The following is a 21,102-nucleotide window of genomic DNA, read 5'->3' on the forward strand; positions in this document are numbered from 1 at the left end:
ACAATTCAAAGCACTTTTGATTAGACCAACCTGACTGTAGCATCGCGGCCAGCCATAGCGGCGATCTTACTGTCTCCGACGCATCCATAGTACTTGAAAATCTTGGGTCACCTGCCGCTTCCAATTACCGCGCTCACATCTCCACCGCATGGCCTTCTCCGCCACCACCATCAGCCTTCTTGAAAACAGCGAGCACTGGAAACACGGCGAGAGTTGCGATCATCAACAGCTTGTAGTCGTCGATGTATGCGATGATTTGAGCCTGCGTGGTGATCATCGAATCGAGCGCCGCTCGCCCGGCGTCGGTCACCGGACTCCAGAACTGCGATATTGCCGGAAGATCGAAAGCCCGGTTCACGGCCGTGACATGCCTCACGATCTCGGCGTGGTTTATCTGGATATTCCTAGTTAGCAGAGCATTCACCACAGAAATACCCACGCTCGAACCGATATTGCGGGCTAGGTTGTAGACACCAGCCCCTTCCGTGCGGTCTTCTGGGGATAATGTGGCCAAGCTCGTCGAGCTAAGCGGCACGAAAAGAAAGCCCAGACCCGCACCCTGTACCAGACCGATAACGACAATCTGGCTCTGCGAGACAGCCGGCGTCCACCCAGTCATCACGTAAAAGGCCCACGATGTAAGCCCAAGTCCTATGCCCAGAAGCAGGCGTGTGTCCACACGCCCTGTCAGACGTCCGACCACGAGCATCGCCCCCATTGTGCCTATACCGCGCGGCCCCATCACAAGACCGGCCGTAACGACGGGATAGTTCATCAGGCTTTGCAAATAGGGTGGCTGCAAAGCTAGGGAGGCGTAATAAGTGAGGCCGACGACGGCGATGAAGAGCGTTCCGGCCGCGAAGTTACGGTCCTTGAACAGAGAGAACCTGATGAACGGTCTTTCCGCAGTGAGCGTGTGAACAATGAAGAGGTAAAAGGCTGCCCCCGTCACGATCGCCTCGATCCAGATCTCACCTGACCCGAACCAGTCGAGCTGTTCGCCGCGATCGAGCAGGATCTGAAGGGCTCCTATTGTGACGCTCAGCGTTGCGAAGCCGAACCAGTCCAGCTTCTCGCTCGCGTTGCTTCGTGAATCTTGCAGAAATACGCCAAGACCTGCGAAAGCTAGGATTCCTACCGGAAGATTGATGTAGAATACCCAGCGCCAGCTGTAATTCTCCGTCAACCAGCCACCGAGGATGGGCCCCAAAATAGGACCGGCCATAACTCCAAGTCCGAATAGGGCCATCGCGAAGCCCTGCCGTTCTCTGGGATAGATATTGGCCAACACGGCCTGCGATAGCGGCACGAGCGGCGCGCCGAACGCCCCTTGCATCAAGCGAAACAGCACAATCTGGGGCAGCGACTGCGCGATGCCGCAAAACATAGACGCGACAGTAAACCCGGCTACCGCAAGCAGAAACAACCTCTTCACACCGAATCGGCTGGCGAGATAGCCGGTAGGCGGAGTCATGATCGCGGCAGCGGCAATGTACGACGTCAGCACCCAGTTGATCTGGTCCTGACTGGCCGAGACGCTACCTTGTATGTGCGGGAGCGCGACGTTCGCGATGGTGGTGTCTAAGGCCTGCATAAGCGTCGCTAGGATAACGCAAGCGGTAATCGCGCCGCGGTTTGGCGAGGTCGGAGCTGTCTGCTCGCTCATGTCTATTCTTTCCGACCGTCGCCGAACACGTCCAGGAAGTGCGGTAGACCGCGCTTGTGGCCCGTATCGACGGCGATCTCGACGCTCATGCCGGCACGAAGCGGCGGCCGAGGGTCACGGGTTGCCTCGACGCGCACGCGCATGGGAATCCGCTGCACGACCTTGACCCAGTTGCCACTGGTATTCTGCGCAGGCAAAAGCTGGAATTCCTGAGCCGCCGCCGGGCTGATACTTTCGACGGTGCCTTGCCATTCCAGATCGGGGTAGGTGTCGACGCTGACGGAGACCGCTTGTCCCGGGCGGACGTAGGTCAGCTCAGTTTCCTTGGGATTCGCGCTGACCCATACATGGTCATTATCGACGAGATAGAATGCGACGGTCGAGGCGGACAGATATTTGCCGAGCCCGACCGATGAGACGTTGGTCACGGTGCCGTCAAACGACGCCCTCACCACGGTATGGTCGAGCTGCCGCTGTGCTTCGTCGAGCTGCGCCTTGGCCTGCTGATACTGCGGATGATCACTCGCCGCGATGTCGGGGTTGCCGCGCAGCTTGGCAAGCTGAACTTCCGCCTGCTGCTCGAGCGAGGCAACCTTGCTCTTGTCGGACTGAAGCGTGAAGCGGGCCTGGTCGTAGTTTGCCCGAGGTGTTGCGTCAGTCTTGATCAGTGTCGCGGCGCGGTCGTAAGTCACCTGATCAAGCTCAACTTGCGCCTGTTGAGCGTCAATGTCGCGAAGCATCCGCCGGTAGTCCTGCTTCATCGATTCTATGTTTAGTTCGGTCTGATCGAGATTTGCCTTTGCATTGTCGACCGCGATCTGAAACTGACTGGGTTCGAGCCGAAGCAGCACCTCCCCAGCGGTGACGTGCTCGTTCTCACGGACTTTGATATCCTTAATAGTCCCGGAAACGTCAGTAGATACCCCGATCTTATCCGCCTCAACATAGGCATCGTCAGTCGTTACGATCTGGCCACCTTGCACGTAGATGTAGCCGCCGACAAGCAGCACGACCGGCAGCAGCGCCAACAGAAATGGCCGAATCCAGCGGCGGCGCGGAGGAGAGATCTTCTTTTCGCCTTTCGGGGAAACTGATCTGTGTTGAAGCGGCACCACGTCAGGTTTCGGATTTCCCTGCTCGGCCCGCACTTCTTGCGTCGCCTCCGCTCGGGCCACGTCATCGGTCATCTCGGATCGCATTTTCACCAAACCGCCGCTCCTGAGCACGAATTTTACCTGCGCCGGTCATATTGTGACGGTCGCGCGAAATGAAAATGCGCCTCGCAGTCAGCCGCTGGATGAAACTTTTTCAGCAATCGCCGATAAGGTAGGCGCTTTCGGCTGCCGGACTATGGAATTTCCCGCGGCGGCCTTATCGACAAACCAGTGAGCTCGCCGACCGGGCTCACTCGAGAAGCGGGCACCTGGTACGACCGTTGCGGATGACCGAAAGAATGCAAACCTTCTTTTGTCGGGTAACAAGGAACGCGACGTATCGGCTGCTCTCAATCATCGGATAGGTCATCGTCATCCGCGGCCGCGACTGTCCATGCGTTACCGCAGCTACCCAGGATCTCCATTCTTGTAGCACGGGCTCACCCGGCAGCAGTGAGGCCGTGTGGCCGTCTGCTCCAAGTCCGAGCAGCATCACTCACATCGAAGAACGGACGCTTCGGGTCAAGCGCGTCGGCACCGTAAGCTTTTTGGAGAACCTTCTGGTAACTCTGCGCGGATTCCTCCGGGGTTGCGTCGATGGGCACGGGATGGATACTCTCCAAGGGGGCCGGCACCTTGGCAAACATGGTATCCCACACCATACGAAAATTGCTTTCCGGGTGGTCGGGGGCACGAAGCGCTCATCACCCCAGTACCAGGAGACCGGATGCCAGGGGAAGCCGCTTACCCATTCGTCCGACGCGAGGAGCGCATTGAGTGCTTGGGGCGTCGAACCGCCTGAAACCGAGATTCGAAACGAACGGTTTACGCGATCGCGGCCGAAGTCAACCAACCCGCCACATGCTGCGCCGGCGCCATCGGATCCCGGAAGACTCGAGGCTTGCCTTTCATCTTTTCTCCCTCAGACTAGGGTCAGATCGCGCAGCTCCGCGCGGCGCATCTCACTGAAGCTCTGCAGTGGATCCGCGATGTCGTGATCACCGGCGGCTCTCATCTGCACTGTGTCTCGATTTGGCTTGCTATAGGTTTCGATGATGGTGCTGACGATCTTTTCGGCGCTCGCAATCACCTCTGGTGAAGACATGAAGCGCATCTTGCTGATCTTCGCGTGTACGCCGACGAAATCCGTCGGACGCGCGCTGTCGTGCGTCATTGTGTGTGTATAAAGGCGCGAAGCTTCGTCAATGAAGTCGCTTAAGCGGCCGACGGCGGAGCCCGCCAGTGCCGCGGCTGCGGAGAACGTAGCGGCGTTCATCTACGGCCTACCATTGGCATACAGCAGAACTCGAAGGAACAAGCAGCGTCCAACGTGGCTCCGTTTACTCCGCTGTTTCCTGCGCTTCGATTTTGCTAGTTGATATCGACGGCAGAAGTCCGACAGTGTCGGTGGAGGCAACCGAGTTTCCAAAACGGTAGCTGGAGAGGCTTTTCGGACCGTCCTCTCGATATATCACCTGTCCCGGCTCGTTTTCCGCGGCGCCGACCACGACGAGGAGAGGCATCAGGTGATCCTCTCGCGGATGAGCAATGCGCGCATAGGGCGCGCGCTTCCAATCGAGCAGGCAGCGACGGCGCTGGACGGGAGGAAGATCGACAACTGCGTTTACGAGCCACGCATCGAAGGCCCGCGACCCTGCTACGGCATCGCCTGGATCCAGGGGGTTACTGCTGCTGCCACTGCCAACGATTAGGATCCCTTCGTTGCGCAAGCGCCTTAGCGCTCGGCCGAGTTCCAGGTGGGCAGCCGGATCATAGTCGGATCTGATCGACACTTGTATTACCGGCACGTTGGCGCTTGGGTGCGTTACCGCGAGAATCGAATAGACACCAAGGTCGAAGCCTCGCAGAGAATCGAGCCGTCCGGCTAGACCGCGCTTACGGATAGCCCGAGAATGCGGCGCGCCAGAATGGGATCTCCCGGGGCCGGGTATCGCATCTTGCGGCAGTCAGGAACGCCACCGTAGTCGTGAACTGTTCGGGGAGCCGATCACGAGGAAGTCCTTTGCTTCCCAATGTCCAGAAATCACAACAATACCCTCGGGGGTCTGAGGCAGACGGCTGCGCAATTCGCTCAGCGACGTCTCGAGCGCGGCAACCTCCGGCGGACCTCTCCTTTGAGAAGGGGCCATGGCCTTCACCGTGAGTAAGAAAGAATGTGGGCTTGCAGTGGCGCACGGCCTGTTCCTTGTGGAAGCTTATGCTACGCACTCTAGAAACATGGTCCAAACACTCAGGCAGAGTTCCTTTACGAGGGTACGGCGAACGCCCACGTTTTCGTGGCCGCGCGCGTGAGTACTTGATAGGGTCCCCGATCCTGGCAGCCCACAAGAAAGCCCACGAATCGATGACGCTGCACGCACATATTGACCGAGCAACGCCTCAACAAAATCTCATTTTTTTACGTCAGGCGCTGAATGAAGCTCACTAACGCGCTCGGCAATTGAGCCCCTGACGGGCGCTAGCCGCTTGCTGTAGCGGACGTCTCAAGGCGAACCCGATACCTGAGAAACAATTGAAATTGGGAGAAAAACGAGGACGAATTCGTAAAGCGCTATCCGTTCCATAGCCCCATCATTACGATCACGCACACAGCAATACCTATTGTCCAATATGGCCAGTTCGAACGGCGTTCCTCAGAGGCGCTGCCGTTCCAGTAATCGTTTATCTCGTCACGGCGACGATGATGATGACGGAGCCTCAGCATTTTCAGTGCTCCAGGATAACAAGAACCAGGAGCTTCAATGCTACCAGAGCTACCGTCAGCAGCGCTGGAATTGCAATCAACAGCGATCTCATGATGCCGACCTCAAAGCAGTCTTTTCTTACGGCGACGATCACCGTTAGCGCCTGACAGATCAGGCACTCGCAGGCATCGCTCGTCTATCTCGGGACACTTCAAGCTCGGCAGCTGAGCCTTTCTCAATCCTCCTCGATCGCGAAGCCCTGATCGTCATATTGACGCAAACGCACCCAAATGAAAATCTCATATCCGTACGTCGCTTACTGAAGGAAATTTATCAATGCACCGCAGCGATTTTTCCGATCTCAACACTTTCCTCGTGATCTCCGACCATCTCAGTCTCCGGGCGGCGGCGGCCCAACTCGGGGTACCCTCATCGGCGCTCAGTCATTCGATCCGCCAGCTGGAGGAGCGTCTCGGAATTAGGCTGCTACATCGGACGACGCGCAACGTGTCTTTGACGGACTCCGGAGTTCGACTTCTAGAGCGCCTTAGGCCTGGGATGGAGCAGATCACAGGTGCGCTGGAGGAGTTGAAGGATCAGCAGCATCGGCCCTCAGGTCGTCTGCGTATTTACACTCAAAATGATTGGGCTGTTCGCGTGGTCATAGCGTCCATTTGGGAGCGCTTTCTGTCTTGCTACCCCGAGGTGCACCTTGAGCTCTGCGTGGAATCCGCACCCATGGATCTTGTTGCGACAGGTTTCGATGCTGGATTGGCGGTGCGGAGCCGCATACCTACGGAGGCGATCGCCGTTCGTGTGAGCAATGCGATACAAGTTGCTGTGGTGGGTAGTCGCGGCTACCTCGCCCAGCGCCCGGTGCCACACACACACCGGAGGATATCGCATCGCATCGATGCGTCGCATTCCGGCATTCCTGGGATGGCGAGGTACATCGATGGGTCTTCGAACGGAACGGTAAAAGAAAAACCCTTTCCGCTCCCGCAGTCGTGACATTGAATAACGCCGACGCAGCTGTTCAAGCGGCAATTGATGGTGTCGGATTGGCGTACCTAGCGGAAGATCTCGTCCAGCCTCACCTCAAGACTGGCAAGCTGGTTCGGGTGCTCAAAGAGTGGTCGCCCAGCGTCGAGGGCTTTCACCTCTATTATCAGAGCCGCAGGCAACCCTCCGCAGCGCTTCGCGCCTTTATCTTTGCGCACCCGCCTCGCCATGTTTGGCCAGCAGCACGATCCGAACCTACCGCCATTCCAAGGAGGAGCGGCCGGCTTCTTTGCATACGAGTTGAACCAGACACTGGAGCAGCACCCGGCTCCGACCACACCCCGGTCAGGGCGTGCCGCAATCGGTCCTCAATTTCTATGATGTGGTGATCGCCTACGATCACTACGAAAGCCGGCGGTTGATCGTGTCAACCGGTTGGCCGGAGCGAGAGCCGGTACGTCGTAGCGAGCGGGCGCGACGACGCGCTGATGAGTTGACGGCGCTCCTCGAGCGCCGCATGTCGCCAGCGCCATCATCGCGCGACGCGACCGGCCCATGGAATTCGAACTTCAGCCGCAAGACCTACATGGACGCTGTCCAGCGAGTCATCGACTTGATTCTGGCGGGCGACTTGTTCCAGGCCAACATAGCGCAGCGATTCAGCGCCGCGCTTGGGCACGCCGTTCGATCCGCTTGAGCTGTACAGCCGGCTGCGCACGCTGAATTCGGCGCCCTTCGGAGCGTTCCTGCGCTATGGGGATCTGGTCATCGCTTCCAGTTCGCCGGAGCGCTTTCTCAAGCTCGATGGCCGGTCAGTCGAGACCCGCCCGATCAAGGGCACAATTGCCAGATCCGGGGACGTTAACGAAGACCGTCGCAGAGCGGAATATCTTCTCTCCTCTCGCAAGGATCGCGCGGAGAACATCATGATCGTTGACCTTCTTCGCAACGATTTGTCGCGTGTCTGCCAACCGCCATCGGTTCAGGTACCGGTGTTGTGTGGCCTCGAATCCTATGCCTCCGTGCATCACCTCGTGTCCGTCGTTACGGGCGAACTTGCCGACGATCAGGATGCGATCAGCTTACTGCGCGCGCTTGTTTTCCGGGGGGGTCGATAACCGGGGCACCGAAAATCCGGGCCATGGAGATCATTGCGGAGATCGAAGGGGGGCCGCGAGGGGTCTATTGCGGCGCCATCGGCTTCATCGGGTTCAGTGGAAATATGGATACTAATATCGCAATTCGAACCGCGACGATCCGTAATGGCACGGCCGTCTTTTACGCTGGCGGCGGCATCACCGCGATGTCGCAACCACAGATCGAGTATGAGGAGACGTTCGCCAAAGCCCAACGCCTCTTCGAAGCGTTCAGTGGCACACTGCCTCACTGATCATGCTCGTAATCATCGACAATCATGATTCATTCGTGTTTAACATCGCTCGCTGCTTCCGAATGCTCGGAGCGACTGTGGAGGTCGTGCGCAGTGACCAAATCGACGTCGATGCTCTCGTTCAGTTGAAGCCGCGCGGCATTGTGATATCGCCGGGTCCGCGCACCCCAGCCGAGGCTGGCATCTCGGTTGCCGTTGTCCGCGCGCTATCCGGCCATTTACCCTCGGGATTTGTCTCGGGCACCAATGCATCGGGAGCGTATTTGGAGGGCAGGTCGTGGCGGCTCGCCGTCCCCTTCACGGGCAGGCCTCGCCGGTGATGCATAATGGCGAACGTCTCTTTGCCAGCCTTCCCTCGCCATTGCTCGTCGGGTGCTACCACTCCCTGGCAATCGAATTCGAAGAGTCATTCTCGTCGGCTCTCGTGGTAACCGCGCGGTCAGAGGAGGGCGAGATCATGGCCTTAGCGCATCGTGACGCGCCAACCTATGGCGTACAGTTCCATCCGGAGTCGATACTCACCCAGGATGGTGATGTGCTGCTTGCGAACTTCCTGGACCTTACCGACAAATGGAATCGAGAATGCATGGAGCGCGCCAACACCGCGCGTTGTCGACTCGCGTCAGCCATCGTAGCACGGTCGTGACGAAGACAATATTCGACCTTGGCTCGGTGCGATGGAACCCCCATGAAGATAAGCTTACGGTCGTCCGGCCGTTGCCATACTCTATGGAGCCGCTAGGGGGATTGGGGATAGAGTGCAGCAGAGACTGGCGTTTCTATGACGCAATGCCACAATATCGGTCCATCACATCTCAGTTTCTCGGTAACTATGATTCGTCACATCGTTCTGTTCAGCGCCAAAAATGAGGCCGACATCGCACGCGTTATCGATGGCCTCGCGCTTCTCACCAAGATCCCACACGCGCGCCGACTCGAAATCGCGCGCAATGCAAAAACTGACAAAATTGAGAATATGCTCGATGTCGTCGTCTATGGCGAATTCGATGATGAAACAGCACTTGCAGCCTACAAAGCAGACGCGCTTTACGAAGAAGCCATCAAGCGCGTACGGCCGCTTCGAGAGCTACGTTTCGCCGTAGACTACGACCCGCGAGCGGGGTGCGTTCCACTTGAAATAGTCGGGATGCAAACCGAAATCGTGTCCTCGTGGTGATCTATTCAGCGTGACTTGAGTTGGAATGAAATGATCTGGTTCGAGGCGCGCATGCCTGCGCGGCATTGCGATCTTTTGCAGACCGCGCTTATCCGGAACGAGTGTCACCAGATCCACCAGAACACGGTTTGAGCCTGCGGCTCTTGCGTCCCGAACGCAGTGAACTTTCTCTATGTTATTCATTTTTCTTGGTGTAGCGAGTGCTTCCAGCCCGTCTTGTTCACGGTCGTTTCACCCAATTCGTTGCGGCGTTCTCAAGGAGAACGGTAGCAGCCGCCTTGGTCCAACGGGTCATGCTCCAACGGACCTGGTATGAAACGCGCGCCCAGTTCGGCAGGCCCGCTGTGCGCAAAAGGGTCGAGTAGGGGCGTCGATCGCTCGACGCCACCGGGTCGCCGGAGGCGGTCGCCCGCCCCCGGCTCCCACAGAACGTGGCGTGCGGATTACCCGCACCACGCTCTTCGGCAGTTGGTTCACAGCTTTCACTGCTATCTGTTCAAGTTTCGTTTCCATGGTCAGCTGATCTTCTCACTGAGTAGAAGGCCCCGTTGAATGGAGCCCATGTCGCCCAAGAACAATTCAACTACCGCTGACCGCTTCCCCATGTAGCCGGCTCTCCCGACCGCAGAGTACTATCGGTCAGTCTGACTTCCACCCAGTCATCAGACCCTTCTCACCTCTTCGGCTTGGCAGGTCCTACAGGCTTGCGCCTGAACCGGATGGATCTCCCTTGTTCACGTTGCTTCCTTTGGTTGCATGCTGGCGGTACCGAACCCCGGGAGCACCTCGGACCGCTCGCGTTGTCGCGGCCTGCGATTCCGCCTTCCCCTTTGAGCGACAGGGTCGGCCACTCCGATCACGTTCGATTTCGGGGCTATATTCCCGTTCACTTCATTCCGGCCTACAACCTCCCTGTCTACGCTTCGCAACGGCCGTTACCGGACGCCACGCAAGACTCGGTTCGCGGCTGCTCGCTAGGCTTTGCCGCGGCCGTCATCGCAGACGGCAGACTTCAACGCGCTTGCAAGGCGCAACGCCTCACAGATCCGGACGTGCGGCTTTCCCGCATCCGGCTCCTCCGATGAGTAACTTGATCAGGCCATTTGGTGACGCCAGTCGTGTACATGTCCGATCGGTATCGGGAAGACCTTCAGGATCGCGTTGAACCGCTCTCTACGCGGCAACACTGGATTGCCTTATGGGCTTCCTCCTACGGAAGCATCGTTCTGACAATCGACGCATCCAGCGCCTCGTAGTCCCTTAGGCTGATCAAATCATAAAGCTCAGCGCGGGTCTGCATCTGTTCGATGACGTTGTGCGTGCCGCCGTCATGTCTGAGCGCCGCAAATAGATTAGCCTGCGCCTTGTTTGCAACACGCAACGAGGAGACGGGCCAGATCACCATCCGGTAGCCCATGTGCTGAAACTCGGACGCCGTGAAAAATGGAGTTCGGCCGAACTCGGTCATGTTCGCGAGTAGTGGTGCGTTGGGCATACGCCGAGCGAATTCCCCTAACATCTCGGCACTGGTCAGCGCCTCCGGAAAGATCGCGTCTGCGCCCGCTTCCACATAGAGCTTCGCCCGCGCGACCGCGCCGTCCAACCCCTCGCTTGCGGCCGCGTCGGTGCGAGCGATCAGATAGAGATGGCGCCGCGCTTTGGCCGCGGCGGCGACCTTGGCCGCCATATCGCGCGGGTCAGCAAGCTTTTTGTCGTTGAGGTGACCACACTTCTTGGGAAGCACCTGATCCTCGATGTGAACCGCACCTGCACCCGCATCTTCGAAACAGCGCACCATGTGCATCACGTTTAGGGCTTCGCCATGCCCGGTGTCCCCGTCCACCAGCACCGGAAGCCCACTCGCGCGAGCGATCTGCCGGATGAAGAAAGTTACCTCATCGACCGTGATAATACCAAGGTCCGGCAGGCCCATCGACGCGGTCATCGCGGCGCCGGACAGATACAGCGCCTCGAAGCCGGCAGCCTTCGCCTGCAGCGCAGCCATTCCATTGTGAGTTCCGGGCAGCTGAAGAATCCCGCCGCGCTCCAGGAGCTGGCGGAATCGCAGTCCGGCGGGCGCCGAAGGGACATTCGATGCAACGAGATAAGGCATGCTGTCCTCCTCAGGCCGCGCACGACACCGAGGCTTGACCTCGCTGCTGTATCGGAACGAAGGCGCGGCTCTCGGGACCAATGTAATTGGCTGAGGGCCGGATGATCTTGTTGTCCGCGCGCTGTTCGATTACGTGCGCGGCCCATCCCGAGGTCCGGGAAATGACGAAGAGCGGGGTGAACATGGCCGTCGGTACACCAAGAAGATGGTAGGAAACGGCGCTGAACCAATCCAGATTGGCGAACATTTTCTTACCCTCGGCCATCACGCGCTCGATCCGCTCCGCGATATCGAACATCTTGGTCGCGCGCGCCTCTTGACTGAGCCGTCGAGCCACCCGCTTAATCACCTCGTTCCGGGGATCCGCGAGGGTATAGACAGGATGCCCGAACCCGATGATAACTTCTTTTGCTTCGATGCGGCGACGAATGTCGTGTTCCGCCTCGTCCGGATCGGCATAGCGCTTCTGAATGTCGAACGAGACTTCATTGGCGCCTCCGTGCTTTGGGCCGCGCAGGGCACCGATGGCGCCAGTGATCGCCGAATACATGTCGGAGCCGGTTCCCGCGATCGAGCGCGCGGTAAAGGTCGAGGCGTTGAATTCGTGCTCGGCATAGAGGATGAGCGAAGTATGCATTGCGCGGACATGGCTCTCCGATGCGGGCGCTCCGCTCAACAGATGCAAGAAGTGACCACCTATCGTGTCATCGTCCGTCTCGATCTCGACGCGGCGTCCGTTGTGCGCGTAATGATGCCAGTAGAGCAGCATCGAGCCGAGCGACCCCAATAGCCGATCGGCCACATCACGGGCGCCGGCGGCGTCATGATCGGCCGCTTCCGGAATGACACAGCCGAGCGCGGAGACGCCGCTCCGCATCACATCCATCGGATGCGCTGACGCAGGGAGAGCCTCCAGCGTTGAACGTACGGCCATGGGAAGTCCGCGAAAGGCTCTCAATCTGGCCTTGTAGGCAGACAGCTCGTGCGTAGTAGGCAGCGCACCGTGCACGAGCAGGTGAGCGATCTCCTCAAACTCGCAGCTGTCTGCGATATCGAGGATATCGTAGCCGCGGTAGTGCAGATCGTTACCGGCGCGACCTACGGTGCATAGTGCCGTATTGCCGGCGAGGACTCCCGACAGCGCAACCGACTTCTTCGGTGTACGCGGCTCATTCGACGTGACAGCTTCCGTCATCTTGCCCTCCTATGCCTCGGCGTCACCATGCACTTGACGCAGCCACCTGCGATCGTTCCAATCGAAGATTCCAGGATCACGCGACACACCCAGCGACACGGGATCAACCACGAAGTTGAGCCGGTAGAGATCGCCGCATTTCAGCCGACCTAAGCCATCAACGGCATCCAGAAAACGGCTTTGTTCGTTCGCGGCGACGACGCCCTCCGCGAGCATGCGAAACTTGGCAATGTATTCAGCGCGGCCGAACGGGCGCGCGCCAAGCGGATGGGCATCGGCGAGCGCCATCTCGTCCTCGATCACGCGACCGTCATCGAGCATGACAACTACGCGGCCACCGAAAGCCTTCTCCTTCGGATTGTGAGTGTGGTAGCGGCGGGTCCATTCGGGATCCTCCACAGTCCTGATCTTGTGCCACAGCGCGACCGTCTCAGGGCGACCCGCGCGCTCCGGCGTATAGGACGTCTCGTGGTGCCAGCCGCAATCCTCGAGAGCAACGGCAAAAATATACATGATGGAGTGGTCGAGCGTTTCGCGGCTGGCATGCGGATCCATCTTCTGCGGATCGTTTGCACCGGTCCCGATCACGTGGTGGGTGTGATTGCTGGTCTGTATGACTATCTCCCGCACACGGTTGAGGTCCCCGATTTTCGGCGCCATCTTGCGTGCGAGGTCAATCAGCGCCTGGCTCTGATATTCCGCCGAATGCTCCTTCGTGTAGGTCTCAAGGATCGCCCTTTTCGCTTCACCGCTCGTGGGCAGAGGCACGGTGTAGGTCGCGTTGGGACCGCCCAGCAACCACGCAATGAAGCCGTCTTCACCTTCCCAGGCGGGCGAGGGAGCGCCCTCGCCCCGCATGGCGCGGTCGACTGCCTCAACGGCCATCTTGCCGGCAAACGCTGGCGCAAAGGCTTTCCAGCTCGAAATCTCACCCTTGCGCGACTGACGCGTCGTAGTGGTGACATGCAGCGCCTGCTGCACTGCTTGATAGATCGTGTAGGTCGGTAGACAGAGCGCAGCGCCAATGCCGGCGGCCGCTGACGGACCAAGATGGGCGATATGATCGATCTTGTGCTCGTGCAGGCAGATGCCTTTGACGAGGTTGACCTGGATCTCATAGGCCGTAGCGATTCCCCGAACGAGGTCGGCGCCGGAAAGGCCACAATGCTGGGCGACCGCCAGCAACGGAGGAATGTTGTCGCCGGGATGGGAATAATCTGCGGCAAGGAACGTATCGTGGTAGTCGAGCTCCCTTACGGCGACTCCGTTTGCCCACGCAGCCCATTCGGGAGAGATCCCGTCTACCTTGGAAAATCCGAACAAGGTTGCCCCAGGTATGCGCCGATTAGCCAATGCCTGGTTGCGTGCGCTTGAGACCGGCCGCCGCTTCAGTGAAGCCGCAGCGACGGCTGCATTGTCTATGATCCGATTGCGGATCATGTCGACAACGTCCTGATCCACTGGAACGGTGTCGGCCGCGACCTCGGCGACCTTCCAGGCAAACTGCTCGGATCTCGGGAGATTGGCTCGCGAGGGATGAACGCGGACCTCGTGATGTTGCATCTTTGCACCTCGATCGATTTGTGCAAATCTAGCAAACCCGCCGCCATCAGAGGAGCGTCCAAAGTGCGCAGTCGTGCTGAGAGCATTTGTCGATTTGTAAAGTTTGCAAAGCCATGAAGCCTAGGAAGATCTTTGCTGGAGATCGGCTGCGCCGGCTGCGCGAACAGTACGGGACAACGCAAGGGGCACTCGCCGAAGCCCTCGACATCTCACCTGGCTACCTCAGCCAGATCGAGGCAGACCAAAGGCCGATCACACGCGAGCTTTTATTGCAGCTGAGCCGTCGGTTTGGGCTTGAGACGGGATACTTCGCCGACGATGATGATTTGCGACTCGCAAGCGAGCTGCGTGAAAGCGCCAGCGATCCGCTGTTTGGCGCGGCCGTCTCGCCTGATGAGGCGAATGCAGTAGTCCGGGTTTCGCCCGACATTACTCAACGCTTCTTGCACCTCTATCGGGCTTATCTCTCTCTCGAGGAGGAACGCCACTTGCTGCAGACGAGCGTCGCGCACGCGGGAAGCGGCGCCGCGAGCCGCTTCCCTTACGACGAAGTCCGCGATTGGGTCCAATCAAAGCGCAATCATTTCGACGTACTCGATCGGGCAGCCGAAAGGCTCGCGGCAGCACGCGATTTTCGTCCCGAAAATCGGGGCGAGGATCTCGTAAAGTACCTGCGTGACGCCTACCGAATCCGAATTGAGCATGCGCCGGAAGCCCTCGACAGTGGAATGATCTGGCGCCTGGATCGTACGGTTGGAACATTATTCTTATCTGGAGACGCGCCATCGGAAAGTCGCATGTTCTGGATCGCGCACGTGATCGGTCTGCTTGATCAGCGGGACACTATCGATCGCCAGATCCGTCAAGCGCGGTTGAGCAACGACGAGGCCGCGGCTCTTGCGCGCGTCGCCCTCGCCAATTACTTCGCCGGCGCATTGGTCATGCCCTACGAATCGTTCCTCAACTCCGCGCGCGATATGCGCTACGACATCGAACGCCTGCAAAGGCGGTTTGGAGCGAGCTTCGAACAGGTCTGCCACCGACTCAGCACTTTACAACGACGGACCTCGCCAGGCATTCCATTCTACTTTTTGAAGATCGACGTCGCCGGAAACGTCTTGAAGCGGAGCAGCGCCACCCGCTTCCAGTTTGCCCGCTTCGGAGGCCCTTGCCCGCTGTGGAACGTCCATCAAGCGTTTTCGCAGCCGGGCCGCACCTTGGTTCAGCTTGCAGCCACGCCCGAGGGAACGACGTATCTATGTATCGCACGAACTGTCAGTCTTTCTGCGGGCTCGTATCTCAGCCGTCCGCGTGCGGTCGCCGTCGGCCTCGGATGCGAGGTAGCTCATGCCGGCCAGACCGTCTATGCGAAAGGTGTCGATCTAGATGATGCCGAAGCTGCCGACCTGATTGGCCCCGGCTGCCGCGCTTGTGAGCGAACCGATTGCCGCCATCGGGCGCTTCCACCGATTGGACGGCCGCTGGACGTTGGTACGGCGGAAAGAGGTGTCGTGCCATACCGAATCGATACCCGCGAGCCGTCAACTTTCCCGGTTGGGAACTCCCGACCTCGCAAAAGTTTTTAACGGCCATGGAAAACAATGCCTTCAGGACCTCTCGTTACTTTCAACTTGGTAATATGCGATTTTATCTTTCAACCAGCACTGCGCGTGGCCTGAAAACTTTTGCTTCGGCCTCCTCGAAGGAGGCATATGCAACGATACCCGCCGTTGTCAGCTGTCTCCATTCCACGGAGACAGCCGCCGTTGTCAGCTGTCTCCATTCCACGGAGACACATCATCTTTCTGTTTAAAATGATCATCCACGTTCGCAAGGGTCAAACGAATAAACATGATACTCTTATCGCCGAAAGAGATAGGTCATTCGTCCTCTCCACACATCACCGACTTATCCGTTACCGCCGAAGGTCGGGATACCTGATGGGCGTCGGCACGCCCGACGACATCCTGCATGCAGTCGCGCGCGGCGTTCTGCGCCGACACTTAGCTACGCGCGACCTCCAATAACTCATTGGCGTGTCGTTTTGCCCAATCTCTCAGCAACAACGGCTCGCGACCTAGAAGTTTCTTTGTATCGTCTACTACGCTTCCAACATACGCCATTCTTCCGTCCTCGACCTGTTCGAACAATTCGAATCCTCCCTTTGCATACGCTGGTTCGAATGCTGAATCAGGCTGTACGGCATCGTTTTGGAAACCTTCGGCTTTCACAACTGCTGCTGTGAACTTACGGCCGGTAGCCGCAGTTAGAGTTTCAGCCACTTGGTCCGGAGTAAGCACGTCGGCTGAAAACCAATAGTCCTTTCCATTGTGTTTTTCCGGCCCTTCCATGAGAATCACGGCTGCAGCTTCTGCTACGTCTTCCAAAGCGGTAAACCCAATGGCTTTAGAAGTGTACGCACCGTATACACCGCCCGTGAGCGACCATACTGACAGAAAACTTTGCATAAACATGTTAGGATGTAAATTCGTCCATGCAACGCCACTGTCGCGAAGATAGGCTTCAATCATCTGATGCCAGGCGAAAACCGTAGCGTAGGCGTCGCGATCTCGCGTGAATGCGCCCAGGTGCACAATATGCTTTACACCATTACGTTTTGCCGCATCGATAAGTGATTTGCTTTGCACAAGCATGTCAACGGTGTAACCGGTTACTAGAAAAATGCTCGTGATGTTTTTTAATGCTTCATCGAAAGTTCGAGGATCATCGAGATCGATAAATCGGGCTGCTCCAAATTGATCTGCGAGCTCTTCCAGTTTCCCCTTCCTTCGCGTCCCTACCGTAAGGTTCGCTTTACTCCTTCTTAGATTTGCTGCGACGAGTTTTCCTACTTGTCCTGTTGCACCCAACACAAGCAGGTTGCTTGAACTGTCCATTTGAATCCTCCATTTACCTAGCATGATCTTGATTTCGGTGTCGGTGGCGCGGCGCCGGACGCGTACGCACGAGTATCCTCTTGACTGGCAGCAACGTCTTTATATTGAAGTTAACTTTAACTTCAATAAAATGCAAGAGGAAGCTTTTTACGCCGATGCACTTTCGTCGAAAGGGCTGAGCCACGTCGCGACCAGACGTAGACGCGTAGGATGGGTTTTGCTTTGTTCAACCCGTCCTACGGTCTTGCAATGACGGAGCCGAGCCCTACCACCCCTCTAGCACGATCTTGCCGCGCGACTTGCCGCTCTCCAGCAGCGCATGGGCGCGTTTCAGGTTGGCGGCATTGATGGTGCCGAAGGTCTGGTCCAGCGTCGTGCGTAGCACGCCCTTGTCGATGAGATCGGCGACGTCGTTGAGCAGATGATTTTGCGCGATCATGTCGGGCGTCTGGAACGAGGAGCGGGTCATCATCGCTTGTGTGCGATCGAGCAACAGTCCTGACGCAGTCCGCGAAGCGGTTTCGCACAAATTCTCGGTCTTCCTCAAGAAACAGGGTCAGCAGTGATTGGCCAATCAAATCGGTGACCGAACAACCGAGTTGTGCAGCACCCAAAGCATTCACGTTCAGGACCGTACCAACTGCATCGATCATAAAGTACATGACCGGGGTGTGCTCGAAGACTTCCCGCCATTCCCATTCGCTGGTGTGCGGATGATGCTTGCCGCGTCGCGGCTTGGCTTGCGCGGCTAAACCCCTGACACTCGTGGGCCGACTGCGCTTCATTGCAGACCCCCGGCTGGAGCACTGAGTAGAGCACTTTAGAAGAAGGTCGGCAATTGGGTTTCGGCCAGCGTCCTAGTAGCGTCGCCACTGATGGACACGCCTGTGGGCCGGGAACTTCATGTAGGCGAGCGATCGGCCCACCTCGTCCGGGAAGGCGGCGAGCCTGGGTGGCTTGGGGCGGAGCTGGTCGGCGACTCAGCGCCATTGCAGCCAAGAGCTTTCGGCGCCGTCATAAGCAAACGGCGGCTGCAAAGGCAGAGACGATGCGCCAGCACACGTCAGCCGAATGAGGCGGACGCCACCCCTTGTATTGTGCGGACGCCCGAAGCACAGGCACCTCAAGCCTGCGTGTCCACCGTTCCACCAAAGGCGCGAAGCGCATAACGAAGCCGAATATGCACAATCAGGGAAAGCAGCCCGAAATTATGCAGAATGGAGGACCAGGTCCGACTCGAACCGACGAAGCTTTCGCCGCGGGCTAAGAAGCCGCTCCCAAAGCGAGAACCCGGAATCCATTCTGCGCAATGTACGTGGCCCAACGGATTTGCGCATCACGGCGCGCCGCTTCGCGTTGCCCCGGAGGGACGAATAGATTCCGTGACGATCAATCGAGGTCATCGCGGGGTATGTTGCGCAGGTCGCGCACGATATAGAGGAATATGAGCAGCGAGGGCGCCCACGCCAGTATCGCTCCCACTAGCATCGCATCGACGGTCGTCATGGTCGCTCCTTTGAACGCCGCCGCTGGTCGTCAGATGAGTTTTTCCGTTGGGCCGCCGGCTCCGGGGATTGGTAGAGCCATTTCCAATAGGTCCGGTTGCGCTGCAGCTGCCACTTGTAGGCCTCGCGGCACTTGGTCGAGCAGAACTGCTTGAAGCACCAGCTGTGCCGGATCAGTCCGAAGGGACGCGCGCAATCGGGATTGCTGCAACGGTTGTTCATGACGCGGCCTCCGCGCTCGCTCGACGCATCCAGCGAATGAAGTTCTCCTGACCCTTGAAAAGACACAGGCGTCCGCACTAGCGCTCGCCCGCAGGATTTCGCAACGAGATGATGTTGGGGTCTTCACTGTCACACGAGAGCAGCGCGGTTCCGTAACGCATTGTGACCTCCTCCGAGGAATTGCCACCTGCTGATTAAGATGTCTGATGCTGTCTTTGCCTCGTCTCGAAGGACGACGATGCGAAGTGTCGCGCTATCACCGCCCGCGTTCAACTCGTCCAGACGTTTGGCGAGATCATCCTTGCGTATAGCGGTTCTCGCGCCGCGTCCGGCTGAGCTCATTCGCGCCGACGCGCCGTTTTGTGCCAGGGCGGTCTCCAGACATTTGGTCAGGAGGTCTCCGTCGAACGGTTTGATTAGAAAGCAGATCGCTTCCGCCTTCAAAGCCCTGGGCGCGATCGCTTTCAACGGAGGACGCCGTGACGAAAATGAACGGAAAGCGCTGACCGCTGGCAAGCAAATGGGCCTGCAGCTCGAGCCCGCTCATGGCCGACATCCTGACATCGGCTATCACGCAGGATGTCTCATTCCGGTGCGGCGAACGCAAGAATTCTTCAGCCGACGCGAACGTATGGACCACCACGTAGCCAAGCGACCTCACGAGATTGTGGATTGCAGCGAGAACCGGCTCATCGTCGTCGACGATTGAATATTACCGGCGGATTGGACAAGGAGATCCTTCCTGGGGACGACGGGACGAAGAAAGGCCGATCATATTATGGAGCACTGACAGATTTTGCTGAATTTCTCTCAATACCGAATTCGATAGACATGGGATTTTGTTCTGGCCGGCTTTCTGCATGCTACGAATTCCAGTCACCGGCCCCCGCCGCTTGGCAAGGTGACCGCACGGAATCGTCCTATTGGCCGCGAAATTTCTATGTCTGCCTTTTCGGGGTGTTCACGACGGGCGTCAGCATGACCCTGCTCGTGCCGCCTGCCAATTTACGTCGAGCGCCTCGGTTTGCGCTCGCCGTCGGCGATCTTGCAGTGGTCGGGCGTGGCGTTCAGCGCCACCTTCTTCGGCGCCGCCATTGTCTCGCCTCTCTGGGGCAAGCTCTCCGACCGCTACGGACGCAAGCCGATCCTCTCGGCTTGGCGATCGTCGTGTCCATGATGGGCATGGCGCAGGACGTGCATCAGCTGGTGCTCCTGCGCCTTGTCGCCGGGCTCGTCGGCGGCTACTCGTCAGGCTCCATCGTCCTCATCGCGACACAGACGGCGCGCGAGCGCTCCGGCTGGGCCCTCGGCTAGCTCACGACCGGCATCATGGCCGGTAACCTCGTTGGGCCGCTGATCGGCGGCATCCTACCCGACCTGATCGGCATCCGGCAGACCTTCTTCGTCTCAGGCGGCGCGATCTTCCTTGCGTTCCTCGCGACCTCGGCCTTCATCCCCGAGGAGCGCCGCGAGGCTCCGCGCGATGCCGCTTTGCGCAGATCCGCCGAGAGCACCTGGGCGGCGATCACCGACCGCCGGCCCGTCATCGCGATGCTCGCAACGGCTCTGATTCTGATGCTCGCCAACGTGTCGATCGAGCCAATCATCATCGTCTACGTGGCGCAGCTTACAAAGGACGCTTCGCACATCACGCTGATGTCCAGCCTCGTCATGTCGGCCTCGGCCTTCGCCAGCATCCTCGCGGCGCCGCGGCTCGGCCGACTCGCCGACCGCATCGGCACCTGGAAGGTCGTTATCGGCTGTCTTCTCGCGACGGCGCTGCTCCTCATCCCGCAAGCCTTCGTCAGCAACGGCTGGCAGCGCGTGGCATTGCGCTTCCTGATGGGACTGGCGCTCGCCGGACTCCTGCCGTCGATCACCTCCCTCACCCGCCACAGCGTCCCCGACCGGATCGCCGGCGCGATCCTCGGCTACTCGACCGTGGCCCAGTATCTCGGCCAGATCATCGGGCCGATAGTCGGCGGGTATTTCGGAAGGTACTTCGGCATGCGCGCCGTCTTCTGCGGGACGAGCGCGCTCTTGCTCGTCGTCACCGCCTTCAACTGGCTTGTCCAGCGCGGCCATGCACAGAAGGCAGCGCGCTCCACCGACCCGCGCGAAAGCGCGGAGTCCCCACCCTACTTTCCCTCGCAAGAGAGAAGGCGGTGGTGAGTGGAATGGTGTGGGTTCCGGCCTCAAAGTTAAAGGCGCTTCTTCGCAAAAGCTCTGCCGGAAGGTGAGCTGATGCATTTCTTAATGCATATGCGCGTCATGCGTACAGGACTCATGCTCTTTGGCCAGGGACCCACGCATCTGCCGTTGCGTGTCCGGTTCGCCTTGGATGCACTTGCGACGGCATTGCCCGCCAGCGTCGAGCTTTGAATGACCTGATAAGCCGCCGAAATACCTGGCGAGGTTCAACGGCATCATCAGCAGGCCAGCCGCCGTCCCGAACGAGTGCATAACGCAAATTGCGCACTGCAGCGAGCCAGCTTTCGGGTTACGCCGGGGCT

16 protein-coding genes and 8 pseudogenes are annotated in these 21,102 nt (G+C 58.7%); 10 read left to right on the top strand and 14 right to left on the bottom strand.

The features are described 5' to 3' along the window. Positions 1 to 133: 133 nt before the first annotated feature. The 6 genes and pseudogenes from V1289_RS15230 to V1289_RS15245 all read right to left on the bottom strand — a co-directional run bounded on the left by V1289_RS15230 (position 134) and on the right by V1289_RS15245 (position 4,787). Positions 134 to 1,666 (bottom strand): DHA2 family efflux MFS transporter permease subunit, encoded by a 1,533-nt coding sequence (locus tag V1289_RS15230; RefSeq protein WP_334397689.1) that lies wholly within the window; start codon positions 1,664 to 1,666, stop codon positions 134 to 136. A gap of 2 nt (positions 1,667 to 1,668) precedes the next feature. Then, a complete protein-coding gene (locus tag V1289_RS15235) occupies positions 1,669 to 2,853 on the bottom strand; it encodes an HlyD family secretion protein (RefSeq protein ID WP_334397690.1) in 1,185 nt (394 codons plus the stop codon). Positions 2,854 to 3,070: 217 nt separating this feature from the next. Beyond that, positions 3,071 to 3,313 (bottom strand): 6-phosphogluconolactonase, encoded by a 243-nt coding sequence (locus V1289_RS49695; RefSeq protein ID WP_442896009.1) that lies wholly within the window; start codon positions 3,311 to 3,313, stop codon positions 3,071 to 3,073. Next, positions 3,261 to 3,673, bottom strand: a pseudogene (locus V1289_RS49700) (6-phosphogluconolactonase). The gene V1289_RS49695 and the pseudogene V1289_RS49700 overlap by 53 nt, the downstream one beginning before the upstream one ends. A 69-nt stretch (positions 3,674 to 3,742) precedes the next feature. Beyond that, a complete protein-coding gene (locus V1289_RS15240) occupies positions 3,743 to 4,096 on the bottom strand; it encodes a hypothetical protein (protein WP_334397691.1) in 354 nt (117 codons plus the stop codon). A gap of 64 nt (positions 4,097 to 4,160) precedes the next feature. Continuing rightward, positions 4,161 to 4,787 carry a DODA-type extradiol aromatic ring-opening family dioxygenase gene (locus tag V1289_RS15245; protein WP_334407471.1) on the bottom strand — a complete coding sequence of 209 codons (627 nt, stop codon included), beginning with the start codon at positions 4,785 to 4,787 and terminating at the stop codon, positions 4,161 to 4,163. Between the two features lie 1,074 nt (positions 4,788 to 5,861). Between V1289_RS15245 and V1289_RS49705 the strand changes: the two are divergent. The 8 genes and pseudogenes from V1289_RS49705 to V1289_RS15275 form a co-directional block, all read left to right on the top strand. Next, positions 5,862 to 6,041 (top strand): annotated as a pseudogene (locus V1289_RS49705) (helix-turn-helix domain-containing protein); the annotation flags it as partial. 42 nt (positions 6,042 to 6,083) lie between these two features. Next, entirely contained in the window at positions 6,084 to 6,536 is a 453-nt protein-coding gene (locus tag V1289_RS15250; RefSeq protein WP_334397692.1) for a hypothetical protein, read from the top strand. Beyond that, positions 6,425 to 6,676: pseudogene (locus V1289_RS49710) on the top strand (LysR substrate-binding domain-containing protein); the annotation flags it as partial. The gene V1289_RS15250 and the pseudogene V1289_RS49710, both read left to right, overlap by 112 nt. A gap of 79 nt (positions 6,677 to 6,755) precedes the next feature. Then, complete coding sequence (locus tag V1289_RS15255; RefSeq protein WP_334407473.1) at positions 6,756 to 6,908, top strand: hypothetical protein; 153 nt, start codon at positions 6,756 to 6,758, stop codon at positions 6,906 to 6,908. Positions 6,909 to 7,198: 290 nt separating this feature from the next. Beyond that, positions 7,199 to 7,645, top strand: coding sequence for a chorismate-binding protein (locus V1289_RS15260; RefSeq protein WP_334397693.1), 447 nt, complete (start codon positions 7,199 to 7,201; stop codon positions 7,643 to 7,645). A 23-nt stretch (positions 7,646 to 7,668) separates the two neighbouring features. Then, positions 7,669 to 7,917 carry a chorismate-binding protein gene (locus tag V1289_RS15265; RefSeq protein WP_334397694.1) on the top strand — a complete coding sequence of 83 codons (249 nt, stop codon included), beginning with the start codon at positions 7,669 to 7,671 and terminating at the stop codon, positions 7,915 to 7,917. Between the two features lie 2 nt (positions 7,918 to 7,919). Further along, positions 7,920 to 8,563: pseudogene (locus tag V1289_RS15270) on the top strand (anthranilate synthase component II). A gap of 186 nt (positions 8,564 to 8,749) precedes the next feature. Then, the gene (locus V1289_RS15275; RefSeq protein ID WP_334407474.1) at positions 8,750 to 9,094 is read left to right on the top strand and encodes a Dabb family protein; all 345 of its coding nucleotides are present in this window, start codon (positions 8,750 to 8,752) and stop codon (positions 9,092 to 9,094) included. Positions 9,095 to 10,304: 1,210 nt separating this feature from the next. Here the strand turns inward: V1289_RS15275 and prpB are convergent. From prpB to V1289_RS15290, 3 genes are read right to left on the bottom strand one after another with little or no spacing between them, the layout of a single operon-like run. Further along, positions 10,305 to 11,207, bottom strand: coding sequence for a methylisocitrate lyase (gene prpB / locus V1289_RS15280; protein ID WP_334397695.1), 903 nt, complete (start codon positions 11,205 to 11,207; stop codon positions 10,305 to 10,307). 10 nt (positions 11,208 to 11,217) lie between these two features. Next, positions 11,218 to 12,402, bottom strand: coding sequence for a bifunctional 2-methylcitrate synthase/citrate synthase (gene prpC, locus V1289_RS15285; protein WP_334397696.1), 1,185 nt, complete (start codon positions 12,400 to 12,402; stop codon positions 11,218 to 11,220). 9 nt (positions 12,403 to 12,411) lie between these two features. After that, positions 12,412 to 13,965, bottom strand: a complete 1,554-nt coding sequence (locus V1289_RS15290; RefSeq protein WP_334397697.1) for an MmgE/PrpD family protein — start codon at positions 13,963 to 13,965, stop codon at positions 12,412 to 12,414. Between the two features lie 113 nt (positions 13,966 to 14,078). On the opposite strand from V1289_RS15290, the gene V1289_RS15295 reads away from it, so the two are divergent. Beyond that, positions 14,079 to 15,551: a helix-turn-helix domain-containing protein gene (locus V1289_RS15295; protein ID WP_334397698.1), complete on the top strand. Its 1,473-nt coding sequence runs from the start codon at positions 14,079 to 14,081 to the stop codon at positions 15,549 to 15,551. A gap of 417 nt (positions 15,552 to 15,968) precedes the next feature. Here V1289_RS15295 and V1289_RS15300 read toward each other — a convergent pair whose 3' ends face one another. From V1289_RS15300 to V1289_RS15315, 5 genes and pseudogenes are all read right to left on the bottom strand, one after another. Next, complete coding sequence (locus tag V1289_RS15300; RefSeq protein ID WP_334397699.1) at positions 15,969 to 16,862, bottom strand: NmrA family NAD(P)-binding protein; 894 nt, start codon at positions 16,860 to 16,862, stop codon at positions 15,969 to 15,971. Between the two features lie 265 nt (positions 16,863 to 17,127). Then, positions 17,128 to 17,340, bottom strand: a pseudogene (locus tag V1289_RS15305) (zinc-binding dehydrogenase); the annotation flags it as partial. A 34-nt stretch (positions 17,341 to 17,374) separates the two neighbouring features. Beyond that, positions 17,375 to 17,647: pseudogene (locus V1289_RS15310) on the bottom strand (PAS domain-containing protein); the annotation flags it as partial. A gap of 93 nt (positions 17,648 to 17,740) precedes the next feature. Then, positions 17,741 to 17,915 (bottom strand): annotated as a pseudogene (locus V1289_RS49715) (IS256 family transposase); the annotation flags it as partial. A 969-nt stretch (positions 17,916 to 18,884) separates the two neighbouring features. Beyond that, positions 18,885 to 19,250 carry a response regulator gene (locus V1289_RS15315; RefSeq protein ID WP_334397700.1) on the bottom strand — a complete coding sequence of 122 codons (366 nt, stop codon included), beginning with the start codon at positions 19,248 to 19,250 and terminating at the stop codon, positions 18,885 to 18,887. Positions 19,251 to 19,402: 152 nt separating this feature from the next. On the opposite strand from V1289_RS15315, the pseudogene V1289_RS15320 reads away from it, so the two are divergent. Then, positions 19,403 to 20,761 (top strand): annotated as a pseudogene (locus V1289_RS15320) (MFS transporter). Positions 20,762 to 21,102: the final 341 nt, after the last annotated feature.

The sequence above is a fragment of the Bradyrhizobium sp. AZCC 2289 genome (genome assembly GCF_036924615.1).
In the GTDB taxonomy this organism is placed as follows: domain Bacteria; phylum Pseudomonadota; class Alphaproteobacteria; order Rhizobiales; family Xanthobacteraceae; genus Bradyrhizobium.

What these genes read in the sequence shown, in the direction of transcription:
- V1289_RS15230 (WP_334397689.1), bottom strand. Translation starts at nt 1,666, where the DNA reads ATGAGCGAGCAGACAGCTCCGACCTCGCCAAACCGCGGCGCGATTACC.
- V1289_RS15235 (WP_334397690.1), bottom strand. Translation starts at nt 2,853, where the DNA reads ATGACCGATGACGTGGCCCGAGCGGAGGCGACGCAAGAAGTGCGGGCC.
- V1289_RS49695 (WP_442896009.1), bottom strand. Translation starts at nt 3,313, where the DNA reads ATGCTGCTCGGACTTGGAGCAGACGGCCACACGGCCTCACTGCTGCCG.
- V1289_RS15240 (WP_334397691.1), bottom strand. Translation starts at nt 4,096, where the DNA reads ATGAACGCCGCTACGTTCTCCGCAGCCGCGGCACTGGCGGGCTCCGCC.
- V1289_RS15250 (WP_334397692.1), top strand. Translation starts at nt 6,084, where the DNA reads ATGGAGCAGATCACAGGTGCGCTGGAGGAGTTGAAGGATCAGCAGCAT.
- V1289_RS15255 (WP_334407473.1), top strand. Translation starts at nt 6,756, where the DNA reads ATGTTTGGCCAGCAGCACGATCCGAACCTACCGCCATTCCAAGGAGGA.
- V1289_RS15265 (WP_334397694.1), top strand. Translation starts at nt 7,669, where the DNA reads ATGGAGATCATTGCGGAGATCGAAGGGGGGCCGCGAGGGGTCTATTGC.
- V1289_RS15275 (WP_334407474.1), top strand. Translation starts at nt 8,750, where the DNA reads ATGATTCGTCACATCGTTCTGTTCAGCGCCAAAAATGAGGCCGACATC.
- prpB (WP_334397695.1), bottom strand. Translation starts at nt 11,207, where the DNA reads ATGCCTTATCTCGTTGCATCGAATGTCCCTTCGGCGCCCGCCGGACTG.
- prpC (WP_334397696.1), bottom strand. Translation starts at nt 12,402, where the DNA reads ATGACGGAAGCTGTCACGTCGAATGAGCCGCGTACACCGAAGAAGTCG.
- V1289_RS15290 (WP_334397697.1), bottom strand. Translation starts at nt 13,965, where the DNA reads ATGCAACATCACGAGGTCCGCGTTCATCCCTCGCGAGCCAATCTCCCG.
- V1289_RS15295 (WP_334397698.1), top strand. Translation starts at nt 14,079, where the DNA reads ATGAAGCCTAGGAAGATCTTTGCTGGAGATCGGCTGCGCCGGCTGCGC.
- V1289_RS15300 (WP_334397699.1), bottom strand. Translation starts at nt 16,862, where the DNA reads ATGGACAGTTCAAGCAACCTGCTTGTGTTGGGTGCAACAGGACAAGTA.